This window comes from Vibrio sp. Vb1337, from assembly GCF_033338715.1.
GTDB lineage: Bacteria > Pseudomonadota > Gammaproteobacteria > Enterobacterales > Vibrionaceae > Vibrio > Vibrio alginolyticus.
Genome location: NZ_JAWOTD010000029.1, coordinates 35,250 through 50,436, shown reverse-complemented (window position 1 = coordinate 50,436; position 15,187 = coordinate 35,250). Strand labels below are relative to the sequence as shown.

Here is a 15,187-nt window from a genome sequence, read left to right as displayed (position 1 = left end):
TTACATTCACTGCCATGGTGATTTCTCCAATTGATTTTCCGGTGTAGCGGTTTCCGACGTCTCGGAAAACCAAGTAGCTCTCTCAAAGTTACCTCTATTAACGACACCAAATTCAGAAGCTTTAGAAAAAAGTTTAAAAAAATAACATTGCGAGATTTAGCTAATAAAATTGAAGAAAAGTAAGAAAAAGTGCTCAAGTTTCCACAAATCGAGCCGAGAGGGCCAGATTGTATAGAAAACCAGCAAAAGGAAACAATTGAAGATAAGTTCGCAGACGATAGACGTAAGAATTAGAAAAGAAAAAGCCCCTTTTCCTTTGAGAGAACTGGGGCTAGGTTGGTCGCCAGAGCCTATGTGGAGATCAAGAGAAATGAACACATTTCCGGCATACCGAGTGCAACTTTACATTGAAAATGATTGGCAGGTGAGAGATGAGAGAGCCGCTCATTCTATTGTAAAGCTGCTTGCCAAAAGCCTGCATTCCCATCCACGTCTGAATGTATTGAGTACAGGCTAAGTAAACTACTGCAATAGTGACATTGCAGAGTTTGGCAACTGTTTCGCTTGAGCAAGAATCGATGTCCCTGCTTGTTGCAAAATTTGTGCTTTGGTCATTTGCGTGGTTTCTTTCGCAAAATCTGTATCTTTAATTCGGCTGTTCGATGCGTCAACGTTTTCTTGGATATTCGCCAAGTTGTTGATGCTGTGACTCAAACGGTTTTGCTTCGCACCTAAGTCTGCACGTTGCGAGTCCACGTATTTCAGTGCCGAATCCAGCACAGAAATCGCGTTTTGAGAACCTTGTACCGTGGTCATATCAATATCTTGTACTGACGTTCTGATAGGTTCATCACTCAGGCCAAGCTCAGATGCTAATCCACCAGAAATAGAAATCTCACCCTGAACGTTTGGATGCGCGACAAAAACTTGCAACTTGCCATCTTCACTTACAGACGCATTAATCATATCAGACTGACCATTAATGTAAGTGGCAAGCTCTTCGATGTCGTCGCCCGCTTTGGCATTAATGTTGATTTCTAGATCATCAACATTGCCGTCTTCGTCTTCACCCATACCTGGTAGCGTGATCTTCAAGTCAGATTTAGCTGGGTCAACGCTCCAGTTTTTATCTTTACCATTTTCAGATAAGAAGGTCACACCGCCCATGCGAGTATCGTCCGCACGAATGCTGGTGAGTCCCATGATCATGGCTTCACCTGAGCTCGCACCAATCTGGAATGCTGCTTCACCGAATGAGCCATTCAATAGACGACGACCACCAAATGAAGTGGTTTCTGCAATACGGTTTAGCTCGTCAATCAATGCCATTGACTCTTCGTTGATCGCCTGACGCTCAGCCGGAGAGTTAGTACCGTTCGATGATTGAATCGCAAGGTCACGCATTCGTTGCATGACAGAGGTTGCCTCATTCATCGCACCTTCAGCGGTTTGTGCAATCGAGATACCATCGTTCGCGTTACGCATTGCGACATCTAGGCCACGAGACTGTGCAGTTAAGCGGTTAGAGATCTGTAGACCTGCCGCATCATCTTTTGCACTGTTAATCTTATGTCCTGAAGATAAGCGCTCCATCGACGTGTTTAATTCATCAGTCGCTTTGTTTAGGTAACGCTGCGCGGTCATCGCGGAGACGTTAGTACTAACTGTTACAGCCATTTTGCTCTCCTGTTGAGTTCGCAAGCTTTTGCGAAGCGGCCAGCTTTACTCTCATTTGGATAAGCACTGACCGTAAAAGTTACTTGCTAAATCTGCCTTAAACGCAGGGTTTAGAATCTCTAAATCTGTTCTGATATTTTCAATACAATTTGTGTGCCAACTTACGTAAATTATTTAACTACTTTTAAAAGAATCAAATAAACAATAAGTTAGCTTTATCATTAAGCTATTTCCGGTTTGTAAGACTCACCTCACCCCAAGTGTATTGAACGCTGCCCTGTTGCCGCCCGACTTGCCTCTCGCATCATTGCCGCTTTGGGTAAAATCGTGCCGCATGACATCTCAGACTCTCAGGTTACGTCGACTTATCGCGCTTAAGGCTTTGCACATAAGGCATCAAAATCAGACAATGTGTATGAGTGTCATACTAGATGTAGTTAAACAACGTTAGATCTTTGGTCTTACCGAATGCTTGTTGCGATGCCTGTAACGCTCGCGAGTTTTCACTGAACTCGATCACGGCTTTGGAGTAATCCAAATCCTCAAAGTTGCTCTTCGCTTTTGCCAGAGACAAATTAAAGTCTTCATGATTTTGCTCTTGGATATCCAGCGTACTCAATCGAGCACCGGCATCTGTACGCGCTTTATTCAAATGGATAAAAGCAGCGTGGAATTCTTCTGTCATTTGGTGCAATTTAGCAGTCGCCGACGTATCCGAAACCGATTTGTCTGACCATGCCATTGCATCCTTGAAGGTATCGAAAATGCTGAACTCTGCCCGCTTTTCGATCTCAATACTGTCACCAGGCGTAATTTGGCCTTTTACGTGCACTTTCAGGCCTTTGTATTCAATCCCTTTCTCTGGAGAAAACTCATCGGCATCCACTACTTTGCCGTTACGCTCTAATTGGTAACCAAATTTGCCGTTATTCATATCGACAAATGTCACGCGATACGCCGCATCATCCTTAGCGTCAACGTTAGTAGCTTTGTTTAGCAACAGCTCAGAGCCATTTTGTAGATCGTAATTCGGCTGATAGTCGCCAAATGGGTTTGGTATCTCCATAAACAGCTTGCTGCCAGGATCGTTCATTGGCATCTCAAGCATGCTAGAAACTTTCATTTTGCGCTGATAATCGTCCCCAGCGTATTGCACGCTACCATCTTTATCGCGATAAAATGGTTGGCTTTTTGGCTTAGTGCCAGCAAACACGTAGTTACCAGATTCATCTTGCGAGTTCACCAAGTTAAGGAAGTTGTTCGCAATCTCTTCTAGCTCACGCTTCTTTGCTTGTCGGTCTTCAGCAGAAAAGGCACCGTTAATCATCTCCATCGTTAAGCGCTTCGACTCGTCGGCAAAATTCTCCGCATTGGCGATATTAACTTCGTGGTTTTCTAGACGATTACGCACCAACACTATCGAGCTAAGATATTGTTGTAGCTGTTCTTGTTGCTGACTAATGTTTTGGATGTAATGCGCAGCGAGGGGGTCGTCACTAGGTTTCAGTAACTTTTTCCCTGAAGCAAGTTGCTCTTGGTTGTGGTGAACCTTATTCTCTTGACGACGCAGATCATTTTGTACGGACTGATAGTTATGGAAACTAGAAATTCGGGTTAGCACTTATCTCTTCTCCTTACCTCAGTTGTAAAATGGTATTGAAGGTATCATTCGCCGCTTGCATCACACGTGATGAAGCCATGTACGCTTGTTGAAACTTCATCATGTTGGCCGCTTCTTCATCGAGGTTAACGCCAGAAATAGAAGCAACGCGCTCTTGCGCCGCTTCATGCTCTAAACGAGCGACGGAGGCTAAACGGTTTGCTGTAGAAGATTTCAGTCCAACTTCAGTATTGAGGTTATGATAAACATCGATCAAGGTACTGGATTTTCCATCCATCATCTTGTCTGTTTGGATCTTCTGCATTTTTCTCAAGTTGCCGTTACCACCTTCAGAAGGCACCAAGTTTGCGGTGAATTTATCATTCATCAGTGCGCCTTCGCTCAACTCAAACACAGTTGCATCGCCGTTTTTATACAGCGGATGGCTTTTCGGCACTGAGATTTCAATCATCGGGTTATCTTTATCTAACGGGTATGAGTATTTGTCCGATAGTAAATTACCCTTGTTATCCGTGATCTTTAACCACGGCTTATCATGCTTCTCGTCGGCTGGTTGTACGGTAACCTCAAACTCTTTAACATCCCCCGCCTCACGAATTTTAAACTTGGCGTTACCTTGGGCAAAAGTGGTTGAGGCTTCATAACTTTGTGCGGCAATAGCTTTTGCGTCATTGGTTTCCATCTTTATGATGGCTGCACCACTTCTCGTTGGGCGGAGCAATACGCGCTCACCGGCGCCAAGGCCTTCACCAATTTGCACTTTCATACCATCCAGAACAAACGACGAATCCGAACGGTCGATGTTCAACGACATTTGCTCACCTTTCGGTGTTGTCACGCTGTATTGGTCGCCATCAAAACGCAGCGAATATTCACCACCTTTGATCGCGGAAATGTCCTCGATGTAAACCGCAACATCAGCTTGTGAGTCAGGCGCAGCAAAAACTCGAGATTTTGCCACCAGCTCAGAGTTCACGTCGGTAAATACGTCTTTACCTATCTTGCCGTTGAGATCCAGACCTTGAGATTGCAGCTGATTAATTTTGTAGGAAAAGCCCGTCGCTAAACGGCCCATTTCATCTTGCAGTTGTGGGATGTGTTTGTCGCGCATTTCAAGTAAAGCGCCGATTTTGCCATCCATATCATCAGACTTGATCGCTTTAATGCCATTCCCTTCCACCATTGCTAATCGTCTTTGATGAACATCCGGATAGCCATCGATCATTTTGAGCTGGCTTGCTTCCGTGCCAGAAACAAGAGTGTGTCCATTGCCGATATGAACATTAAACCCTTCCGCATTTTTGCGTGGGGTTACGGTAACTTTGGTGTACTCTGACAGCTCAGTAACCAGCTTTTCATGCTGATCCATCAGGTCATTATGTGGACCGGGAGTACGCATCATCAGTCGATGAATATCGCGAATTTCCAACGCAAGTTGGTTAACGCGCTCAATGCCCATATCCAATTTTTTATTGGTGACATCAGATTGCAGTCGCACGGTTTCGTGGAAATCATTTAATGTATCAGAGAAGATTTTCGCCTTTTCCAATACCACTTTTCGTGCCCCTAAATCGTTCGGGGTATCTGCCATGGTTTTTACCGCATCGAACCACTCATTCAGGTTCTCAGGAATTTTCTTCGATGCCACAGAGCTCAACATACTAGAGAGCATATCAAGATTGTCTTGGGTATCCGTTTTGTTGGCATTGTTGGTCGACGACAGGTTCAGTTCATTCACGGCAAACTGATCCCACGAGCGGCGAACATTTTCCACATGCACACCCATGCCGTAGGTAGAACCACCAAACATGCGCGGATCATTCGTGCCTTGGATAACAGACTGACGGCTATAACCCTCTGTATTAACATTAGAAATGTTATGACCAGTGGTGTTTAATTGTCTCTGAGCAGTAAGCACACTTTGAGTACCTACATTCAGAAGATCTGACGCCATACATGCCCCCGAAAACGAAATATAAATCGGCAAAACCGATCACCTAGACACATTAAAAGCAAAAGATGTGCCAAGTGATAGAAAGGCGTAGATGTTCAGATAAAGTGAAGGCTTGCACTATGGCAAGCCTTCGAGAACGTCATAAATTGTCGCAGAAACATTACATACTTTCGATTTTATCCTTCACCTGCAGGACTTTATCTGCGTAATTCGGATCGGTCGCGTAACCCGCACTGTGGATACCGCGAATAAACGACTCTGAATTCCCGCGTTGCTGTAATGCTGTCTCGTAACGTGGGTTGTCATTCAAAAATCGTACAAAGTCATTAAAGCTGTCTTCGTAACTTGAGTAGGAGCGAAACGCTGCCGTCTCTTTCACTGGCGTGTTATCGTGGAACTCTAAAGTTTGAGTCGTCACTTTGTCACCCTGCCAGCTTCGATCTGCTTTGATATTAAATAAGTTGTTGCTGCTGCCACGCGCGTTCTTCACGACCTTTTGTCCCCACCCCGTTTCCAAAGCGGCTTGCGCAAGTAGCAGAGATGGCTCGACACCTAAGGCTTTCGCAGCTTTCTCCGCGTATGGCTTCATCGAGTTAACAAAGGATTCTGGTGAATCGAATCGAGTGGGTTCATTGCTTGGTCGAGATAGCTGACCAGACTCAATCAAGCGCTGTTCAATCTCGCGCGCTTTTTTCGGGTCAACACGACGATATTCCGCAGCATTGTTTGCCGCATCACGCATAGCCGTTTCTTTTTTGTCGTTCCCTTGCCCAGCCGTTAATTGCTTAACAATCATATCGGCCAGTCCCATTGAACCAGACGAACTCAATTCACTCGCCATCTGTTCATCCAACATTTGTCGGTAGAACTTCTCGTTTTGGCTGTTCATCATGTTGGACTCAAAGCCCTCATTGGCTTCACGCATGGATTTCAACATCATGGAGGTAAAGATCGATTCGAACTGACGAGCAGCCGCATGCAATGCTTCTTGCTCGCCATCTTTTCCCTCTTTCACTGCTTTTTGACGCAGAGTATCCAGAGAACTGATGTCATGGATAAAACCAATGTCGTTAGGATTGTTCATTATACCTACCTCCTAACCATTAAATGATGATCAACTGGCCTTCAATGGCACCAGCTTGCTTCAATGCTTGTAAAATTGCCATCAAGTCCGAAGGCGCAGCCCCAACTTGGTTCACGGCACGGACCAAATCATCCAACGTTAAGCCTGGTTCGAACTTAAACATTTTGCCTTGCTCTTCGCTGACTTCGATATCCGAGTCTGGTACGACTACGGTTTGCCCACCAGAAAAGCCGTTAGGTTGGCTAACATTCAGGTTTTCTTTGATCGCAACCGTCATGCCGCCATGCGTTACTGCTGCTGGTTTAAGACGTACATGCTTACCAACTACAATGGTGCCCGTGCGAGAGTTAACGATGATTTTGGCTGCGCCATCTGCTGGGTCGAACTCTAGGTTTTCGATTGCCGATAAGAACGCCACACGCTGGCTGACGTCACGAGGAGCACGCACGCGCACTGATGTCGCGTCAACAGCGCTCGCCATTTGTGGGCCAAGGAAGTTGTTTACCGCATCCGCCATACGTTGAGCCGTTGTGAAGTCTGACTCAAGCAAGTTGAACGTGATGTAATCACCACGACCAAATGGGTTTGGAATTTCTCGCTCTACTGTCGCACCACTAGAGATAAGACCAACGGTTGGATTGTTACCTACGATTTTAGAACCGTCAGCGCCTTCAGCACTGAAGCCGCTCACTACTAAGTTACCTTGAGCAACCGCGTAAACTTGACCGTCGAGACCTTTGAGGAACGTTTGCAGCAAGGTGCCACCACGCAAACTTTTAGCACTTCCGATGGAAGAGACAGTCACGTCCACTTGCTGACCCGGTTTAGAGAAAGGCGGCAATTCTGCCGTAACCATGACTGCGGCAACGTTTTTAATTTTTGGCTTTGTGCCCGGCGGCATCTGAATGCCGAAGTTTTGCAGCATGGCGGCGAAACTTTGCTCTGTAAACGGGTTCGCTTCACCCGTACCAGGTAAGCCTGAAACCAAACCATAACCCACGAGTTGGTTGCTTCGTACACCTGCCACTTGAACGACGTCTTTGATACGTGCGGCTTGGGCTACGGTAGAAAACAGAGCAACGCTCATCAGTACTAAAAGGAGTTTTTTCATGCTTACTTATCTCTTGCAGTCAAATTGCCGTCAGCACGGCGTGTTATAGCGCTACATTAAAGAATCGTGCCAAGAAGCCTGGCTCTTGCATATCTTGTTGCAAACCAGTGCCAGAGTACTGAATTCTTGCGTTAGAAACGCGATTTGATGCAATGGTGTTGTCGAAATTAATATCATCCGGACGAATAGTGCCACTTAAACGTATGTACTCATCACCTGTATTTAGCGTCATCCACTTCTCACCGCGGATCACGAGGTTGCCGTTTGCCAGTACTTCGATCACCTCAACAGTGATGTAACCACTGATGCTGTTGCTCTGTTTTGCAGAAGAGTCACCTGCAAATGAGTTGGAGTTGTTTAGGTCATAAGAGAAATTATATTTTCCGCCAATTTGCAGCTCTTCTCCGCCCACTTGAAGCGGGTCCATTTGCGCTTCATTGGTTTTCGATAAATCGGCATTTGCGCTTTTCGTCGCACTGGTTGTCTCATCCAGTGTTACGGTAATAATGTCGCCAATACCACGTGGTTTAGAATCGTCGTATAGATCGGTAATGTGCTCGGCGCTAAACAACGAACCTGTTGCAGCAGCGTAATGCTCAGGTTTGTTTTTCGGATGAATTGGAGCCCAAGCAGGGTCGCCAGCAACCGGATCGCTTCTACCACGTAAAGTATCTACAATACCGCTGCTCTCTTCTTTCGATTTATCGCCTTCTACTGCGTCGACCACAGTGGTTGCTTGTGTCACTTCATCCGTTTCAATCGGTTCCAACATGGCACAGCCCGACATCGTAGCAATCAAAGCGAGTAGGCAAATACGTTTCATCGTGAGCTCCTCAAATCTTGCTCTTAATCGTTACAATTGCTGGTTAACGAAGCTCATCATCTTATCGACTGACGAGATCACTTTTGAGTTCATTTCGTAAACGCGCTGGGCTTCGATCATATTGACCAACTCTTCTGTTACATTCACGTTGGACGCTTCCAGCATGGATTGACGAATTTCCCCCAAACCGTCCAAACCAGGAACACCCTCTTGTGGATCGCCACTGGCACCCGTTGGTAAGTAAAGGTTCTGACCAATTGGCTCTAGGCCACCCGGGTTAACAAAGTCTGTAATGGTTAGCTGACCAACGACTTGGTTGTCTTGCTGACCTCGGACGCGAACCGACACTTCACCATCCGTACCGACAGTAATAGAAATCGCATCTTCTGGAATCACAATTTCAGGCTCTACAGGGTAGCCAGAACCCGACGTGACTAACGTGCCTTCACCATTGAGCGTGAACTGACCGTTACGGGTATAACCGATGTTGCCGTCCGGCAATGTCACTTGGAAAAAACCGTCGCCTTCCACCATCATGTCCAGTGCGTTGGTCGTTGTCTGTGCATTGCCGTGCGTGTGCACTTTTTGCGTCGCAACCACTTTAGAACCCGCACCTAGCATCAAGCCACTTGGCAGTTCCGTGTTCTGAGATGACTGGCCGCCAGGCTGGTTGATGTTCTGATAGAACAAATCTTCGAATACTGCACGGCTCTTTTTGTAGCCGACAGTAGAGGCGTTCGCCAAGTTGTTCGAAATCGTGGCAATGTTGGTTTGTTGGGCGTCTAGACCTGTTTTACTTACCCATAGTGCTGGATGCATAGTGAACCTCTAACTCTGTTAACTCATACGAAGCAGTGAATCTGAAGATTTATCCATTTCTTCAGCTGTGCTCATCATCTTGACTTGCATTTCAAACTGACGTTGTAAGTCAATCAATGCGGTCATTTCACCTACGGCATTCACGTTACTGCCTTCTATCGCTCCCGTCTGGAGGCTAACAGTCGCGTCTGCTTCGTAAGGTTGGTTTGGAGTTTTATGGCGAAATAAGCCATTGGTGTCTTTAAACAAGCTTTGGTCATTAGGCTTAACAAGCTTAATGCGATCAACCGCTTGGAATTCTTCTGCCGGGGCACCTTGAGGAAGCACAGAGATGGTGCCATCCCGACCGATTTCAATTTTGGAGAGAGGAATAGGCAAAGTAATCGGCGCATCGTTTTCACCCAGCACCAAATGACCACTTGCGTTGGTAAGCATGCCATTTTGATCGACTTTTAGGTTGCCGTTACGGGTCAACCCTTCTTTCCCTGTGTGATCGAGTACCGATATCCAACCGCTGCCTTCAATCGTCACATCCAGATCACGCCCTGTTGTAATCACGCTACCTTGAGCAAAGTTATGCCCTGGACGCTCTGTCATGCTGAATACACGTGAAGGATGGCCTTCACCATAAGCCTGCATTGAGCGAGCCTGTGCTAAATCAGCCCGAAATCCGGTCGTGCTTACGTTAGCCAAGTTATTAGCGCGCAATTGTAGTGCCTGCATATTTTGCTTGGCGCCACTCATTGCGAGAAACAGTGCGTGATCCATAAATTACTCCAAAAAATCTCTCTGTACACGGAGTAAAAGCAATAGTTATGCCAAAATAAAAATAGACTTACTAATCAATACCTTGAATTAATAACAAACTATTAAAAGAGGTCAATAGAGGCAGAAAACTGTAACGAGAGGCAAGGTTTTGATCCATACGGCGGCAACAGCGGCAAATCGTAGATCAAAGCATGCTTAGCCTGAGTGAGGTGTATTCAGGCTAAGCATCAGATGAATGTCATGATGAAAGTGAACAAAGCGGTAATTACTAAGAAGCAACCACACGCCATTGCTTACTCAAGCAGAGTATCGAATGACCCAGCTAGTGCTCTAGCGGATCTGTAAGATATTCTGTTGTAGTTGGTTGTGTACTTCTAGCGAACGTGAGTTTGCTTGGAAGTTACGCTGAGCAGAGATCAGGTCCACCAACTCCTGAGTCATATCAATGTTTGATTGCTCTAGCATACCGTTGTTGATAGTACCGAAAGAGCCTTTGTTTGATTCACCCCAGATCTTGTCACCAGAGAACTGCGTTGAATCCCATTGAGTGCCGCCTTTCTTATCCAGACCTTGCTCGTTTGGAACACGTACGAGAGCAACACGACCCAATGTAACGTTTTCACCGTTTGAGTAAGTCCCCAATACGCTGCCGTTTTCATCGAAGTCAACTTTGGTTAGGAAGCCCGTTGTTGCACCGTCTTCGTCAAACTTAGTTAGTTCGAACGGAGCCGCAAACTGTGTTGCTGAGCCTAAGCCGAAGTTAAGCGTCTGCGCAGGATCAGCACCATTCATATCGACTGGTGTCGTATTCGTCGCTGGATCGCCCAGAGCCACAGAAGTGATTGGCTGACCATTGTTCAAGCTCGCCAACGTACCATCGTTGTTGAACTTCATGGTATGCCCCACATGACCTGTTGGCGTTTGCGCATCACCAGCCGCAACATTTAAAGGCTTTTCACCTTCTTTATCTGTCACGGTGTAGTAAGTGTTCCATGTATTTGGCTGAGTCTGATCTTTCAAGTAATACGTCGTTAGCTTGTAAGACTGACCCATCGAGTCATAAATTGTCGAAGAGGTTGAACGGTTGTATGTATCTGGGTCTGAAAAATCAAACTGCGTTGGATCTTTCAAATCGCCGTTCGCTGGCAAGTTCACACCCACTTCAATGTTTGCTGTTTGTTTTGGCTTACCAAATTCAGCAGGAATATTGATGGGTTGTGGCTCGTATGAAGAAACCTCACCAGAGCTTGGGTCCACTTGGTAACCTAATAAGAACTCGTCGTTCGCGGTCACCATGTAGTTTTCTTTATTTAAGTGAAATGCACCATTACGTGTCAGTTCATTCTGTTGTGGAGTTAGACGCTCTTTCGCTACAGCGAAAAAACCTGTCCCCGAAACACGCAAATCCATTGGGTTGTTGGTGTAAATGCTAGAGCCTTCATGGAACTGCTGTGCCACTTGGCTTGCTTGTGCACCACCACCCGGTGTGGTTTTTGCGTTAGTAAATAAAGAGTTAGAGTAGACATCAGCAAACTCAGCACGGGACTCTTTAAAGCCGTAAGTGTTGGCGTTCGCAATGTTGTTACTGGTGGTGTTCAAATCCAGTTGGGCGGCGGACAAACCGCTTAAAGATACATATGACATTCCAAAATCTCCTAATCTAGCGAGCTATGACTACGCTTTGCCGACTTCCAATACTTCTGCAAGTCGAACTGGCGATTCAAAACCAGCCAGATTGAGTAATACGTTTCCGTCACCTTTGCCAAGCAATACGCTGTTTACGTTGGCATACGTCGATACTGGGAACTCTTGCGACTCCCCCTCAACTAAGCCAGACGCTTTCACTTTGTATTTGCCAGCTGGCAGTGGATTTCCGCTTTCATCTTTACCGTCCCAAAGCACACGCGTGTCGCCGGCTGGTTTCGCCCCTACCTCAAAGGTACGAACCAGTTGGCCAGCTTCATCCTCTACACGAACAAACAGATTATCGATAGATTGTGAAAGCTTAACCATTGCCGCCATTGGTGCGTCGTCCTGCTTCACACCTGCTGCTCCTGGGACCAATACGTCACGCCCTACCAAAGAGGAAGCTTGTAACGCTTGATTTGATGTCATTGACGAATTCAAACTCTCAAACTGAGTGTTCATCTTGCCAATGCCATCAACGGTCGCAAATGAAGCCATTTGCGCAATCATCTGGTCATTACTTACCGGCTTAAAAGGGTCTTGCTGAGACAGTTGCTTCGTGAGCAATGATAAGAAGTCTTCCTGTTTTAGGTCCTGCTTACCCGTGCTCTCTTCCGCTTTCTTGTTACTCTCTTGTAGACTTTTAAGCTGGTCGATATAGGACAAGCCGCTTTGACCAACGTTGTTAATTCCGGCCATACGCTACCCCCTTATCCTTATTGACCCATCTGCAGCGTACGCAGCAGCATTTGTTTACTAGAATCAGCGACCTGTACATTAGTTTGGTATGCACGAGAAGCTGAGATCATGTTTGCCATTTCTTCCATTACATTGACGTTAGGCTTGTAAATGTAGCCTTCTTCGTTTGCAAGGGGATGGTCTGGGTTGTACTCCGCACTCAGCGGTTTATCACTTTCTACAATACCCATCACTTTCACTGGCACCGTATCACCGCCACGCATGGCGTTACTTAACTCTGCACCAAACACGGCATGACGCGCTTTGTAAGTGTCTTTCGCAGAGCTGCTGACACTGTCGGCGTTCGCCAAGTTGCTTGAGGTAGTATTCAGACGAACGGATTCAGCGCTCATTGCAGAACCTGTCACATTGAAAACGTTAAATAAGCTCATCTAAATTATTCCCCTTTGATTGCTTTGGTTAAGTTCTTGAATTTGCTGCCTAGAAAGTCGAGTGATGCTTGGTGTCTGATTTGGTTTTGCATAAACAAGTTACGCTCTAAATCCAAGTCTACCGTGTTGCCATCTCCCGTATCTGGTTGCGTAGGAAGACGATATAACTTGTCCCCAACCAACGTTGTAGTGGCAGGAATATGCCGACCATCTGTGCGACTAAGACCAATGCTTGCCCCAGATGTTGCCGCTTGCAATTCCTTCGCAAAGTCTAAACCTCTTGCTTTGTAACCAGGCGTGTTTGCTTGTGCGATGTTGGTGGAAATCACCTCTGCATTGCGCTCACGTACGCCCACCGTGTGCTGGTGGATGCCTAGTGCATTGTCAAAAGATATAGCCATGTTTGCCTCTACAATTAAGAACTGACCGTGATTGATAACCAAAAAGCAATTAGCATGCCAAAACCTAAAGCATTACACCAACCTAGTGGTTACCGTGAATTGAAATAGCAATAAGTGAGCCAAAGTAACTGGAATGTCATGTCGTATCACTTTGCTCACTTAATAAAGATACACCGTGTTGAGGGCACAAGGCAAAAACGCGCTTCAACTAATTGAGTGATACATGAAGCGCTCGGCGCAGAAAGGTAACAAACAAAAAAGCCTGACACGAAGTCAGGCTTTTCTATCAATGAAGAGATACCGCTATTTAAGCTTGTAAATGATGCCCGGATTACAGCGCACCATTTCAAATTTATCAGTCAGACCAGTTAGCGACTCTGATGCCCCTAACAGCAAGTAACCACCAGGGTTTAAACTGCTCGCCATTTGGTTAAGCACTTTAGATTTCATTTCTGGAGAAAAGTAAATCAATACGTTACGACAGAAAATGATGTCGAACTTACCCATCAGTGCGTAACTGTCCATCAGGTTTTGTGGACGAAAGTTCACCAAACGCTTGACGTTATCTTTGACTTTCATGCGACCACCGTCCGCATTTTCAAAGAAGGTGCGACGACGTTCTGGTGAAAGCCCGCGACCCAAAGCCAAGTTGTCGTACACCCCTGCACGACACATCTCGAGCATACTTGCCGAAATATCTGTGGCTGTAATGGACACGTTTGGTAACAAGCCCGGCTTGCGCTGTTGCGTTTCCAGGATCGTCATTGCAATAGAATACGGTTCTTGGCCCGATGAACTGGCAGCAGACCAGATCTTAATTGGGCGCTTGCTTGCCGCTACTTCTGGCAATAATTTGTCAGCTAAAACCGTGAACGGATAAGTATCTCGAAACCACAAGGTTTCGTTAGTCGTCATCGCATCCACAGCGGCGACTCGTAATTCTCGATTACGCCCTGTAACAACATCACGTAGCAAATCTGATAACGATGCGAGCTTAAACTTCGTCACTAAAGGACTCAGTCGGCTACGCACGAGGTATTGCTTGCTATCACCTAACACGATGCCACATTGCGATTCTAGAAAACGGCTAAAGTCACGATACTCTTGATCACTGATTGTAATAGCAGTCATTAATGTCTCTTTTATTGTGTTAATGCAGATTTAACCGCGTTACCCAACTCATCTGGGTTAAATTTCGCAATGAAGGTGTTGGCACCTACACGCTCAACCATAGCTTGGTTGAATACACCACTTAATGAAGAATGGAGGATAACATAAAGGTCTTTCAAATCGGCATGTCTGCGAATTTCAGCCGTTAAGGTATAGCCGTCCATTTCTGGCATTTCAATATCGGAAATAACCAACGAAATTTGATCGTAGATATTGCCTTCTTGAGCCATTTCAATCAACTTATTGTACGCTTCTTTGCCGTCTTTGACAGATACGACCTCAAAACCGATGGATGTAATCGCACGCTCTACCTGTTTACGCGCGACCGTCGAGTCATCAGCAATCAGTATGCGGCGTACAATAGGCTTTTCTTGTTCTGCTTGTGCGATTTCTTCGCCAATAGCGGAATCCATCGTTTCATCAACTGGCGCAATTTCTGCCAGGATTTTTTCAACGTCAAGGATTTCAACCAGCTCATTGTCAATGTTTGTAACGGCAGTCAAGTAGTGCGCTTTACCTGCGCCGTCTGGCGGTGGCAAAATCGCTTCCCAATGCATATTGATAATACGCTCAACCGATGATACCAAAAATGCTTGGATCGTACGGTTAAATTCTGCAATAACAACAAAACATTTATCTAAATCAGTGGTTGGGCGGCCACCAATTGCCAGGCTCAAATCAATAACGGACACGGTATGGCCGCGGATATGAGCGATACCTTTAACCAGAGGGTGTAGATTTGGCATTGAAGTCAGCTTAGGGCACTGTAGTACTTCTTTCACTTTGAATACGTTAATGCCGTAGCGCTGTCGGCCCATCAGTCGAAAGGTCAATAATTCCAATCGGTTCTGACCGACGAGTTGCGTACGCTGATTCACCGAGTCAAGAATCCCCGTCATATGCTCATCTCCATCTCAAACTTTTTGTTTTTAAATGATACTCT

14 protein-coding genes are annotated in these 15,187 nt (G+C 45.9%); all 14 read right to left on the bottom strand.

Going from position 1 to position 15,187, the window contains the following annotated elements; all coding sequences use genetic code 11:
* Positions 1 to 522: 522 nt before the first annotated feature.
* Positions 523 to 1,677, bottom strand: a complete 1,155-nt coding sequence (locus R7E42_RS21970; RefSeq protein WP_005382038.1) for a flagellin — start codon at positions 1,675 to 1,677, stop codon at positions 523 to 525.
* A gap of 427 nt (positions 1,678 to 2,104) precedes the next feature.
* A complete protein-coding gene (gene flgL / locus R7E42_RS21965; protein ID WP_005382037.1) occupies positions 2,105 to 3,298 on the bottom strand; it encodes a flagellar hook-associated protein FlgL in 1,194 nt (397 codons plus the stop codon).
* 13 nt (positions 3,299 to 3,311) lie between these two features.
* Positions 3,312 to 5,252, bottom strand: a complete 1,941-nt coding sequence (flgK, locus tag R7E42_RS21960; protein ID WP_085570131.1) for a flagellar hook-associated protein FlgK — start codon at positions 5,250 to 5,252, stop codon at positions 3,312 to 3,314.
* A gap of 160 nt (positions 5,253 to 5,412) precedes the next feature.
* Positions 5,413 to 6,339, bottom strand: coding sequence for a flagellar assembly peptidoglycan hydrolase FlgJ (gene flgJ / locus R7E42_RS21955; protein WP_031779079.1), 927 nt, complete (start codon positions 6,337 to 6,339; stop codon positions 5,413 to 5,415).
* Between the two features lie 16 nt (positions 6,340 to 6,355).
* Positions 6,356 to 7,447 (bottom strand): flagellar basal body P-ring protein FlgI, encoded by a 1,092-nt coding sequence (locus R7E42_RS21950; protein WP_318072991.1) that lies wholly within the window; start codon positions 7,445 to 7,447, stop codon positions 6,356 to 6,358.
* A 43-nt stretch (positions 7,448 to 7,490) separates the two neighbouring features.
* A complete protein-coding gene (gene flgH / locus R7E42_RS21945) occupies positions 7,491 to 8,270 on the bottom strand; it encodes a flagellar basal body L-ring protein FlgH (protein ID WP_005382033.1) in 780 nt (259 codons plus the stop codon).
* A 30-nt stretch (positions 8,271 to 8,300) separates the two neighbouring features.
* Positions 8,301 to 9,089, bottom strand: a complete 789-nt coding sequence (gene flgG, locus R7E42_RS21940) for a flagellar basal-body rod protein FlgG (protein ID WP_005382032.1) — start codon at positions 9,087 to 9,089, stop codon at positions 8,301 to 8,303.
* 18 nt (positions 9,090 to 9,107) lie between these two features.
* Entirely contained in the window at positions 9,108 to 9,857 is a 750-nt protein-coding gene (gene flgF / locus R7E42_RS21935; RefSeq protein WP_318072990.1) for a flagellar basal-body rod protein FlgF, read from the bottom strand.
* A 330-nt stretch (positions 9,858 to 10,187) separates the two neighbouring features.
* A complete protein-coding gene (gene flgE / locus R7E42_RS21930) occupies positions 10,188 to 11,501 on the bottom strand; it encodes a flagellar hook protein FlgE (protein ID WP_005382030.1) in 1,314 nt (437 codons plus the stop codon).
* Positions 11,502 to 11,531: 30 nt separating this feature from the next.
* Entirely contained in the window at positions 11,532 to 12,242 is a 711-nt protein-coding gene (gene flgD, locus R7E42_RS21925) for a flagellar hook assembly protein FlgD (RefSeq protein ID WP_005382029.1), read from the bottom strand.
* A 17-nt stretch (positions 12,243 to 12,259) separates the two neighbouring features.
* A complete protein-coding gene (flgC, locus tag R7E42_RS21920; RefSeq protein ID WP_005393132.1) occupies positions 12,260 to 12,673 on the bottom strand; it encodes a flagellar basal body rod protein FlgC in 414 nt (137 codons plus the stop codon).
* A gap of 5 nt (positions 12,674 to 12,678) precedes the next feature.
* Positions 12,679 to 13,074 carry a flagellar basal body rod protein FlgB gene (gene flgB, locus R7E42_RS21915; protein ID WP_005382026.1) on the bottom strand — a complete coding sequence of 132 codons (396 nt, stop codon included), beginning with the start codon at positions 13,072 to 13,074 and terminating at the stop codon, positions 12,679 to 12,681.
* Positions 13,075 to 13,377: 303 nt separating this feature from the next.
* Positions 13,378 to 14,205, bottom strand: a complete 828-nt coding sequence (locus tag R7E42_RS21910; RefSeq protein ID WP_005382024.1) for a CheR family methyltransferase — start codon at positions 14,203 to 14,205, stop codon at positions 13,378 to 13,380.
* Positions 14,206 to 14,216: 11 nt separating this feature from the next.
* The gene (locus R7E42_RS21905; protein ID WP_005382022.1) at positions 14,217 to 15,143 is read right to left on the bottom strand and encodes a chemotaxis protein CheV; all 927 of its coding nucleotides are present in this window, start codon (positions 15,141 to 15,143) and stop codon (positions 14,217 to 14,219) included.
* Positions 15,144 to 15,187 lie beyond the last annotated feature (44 nt).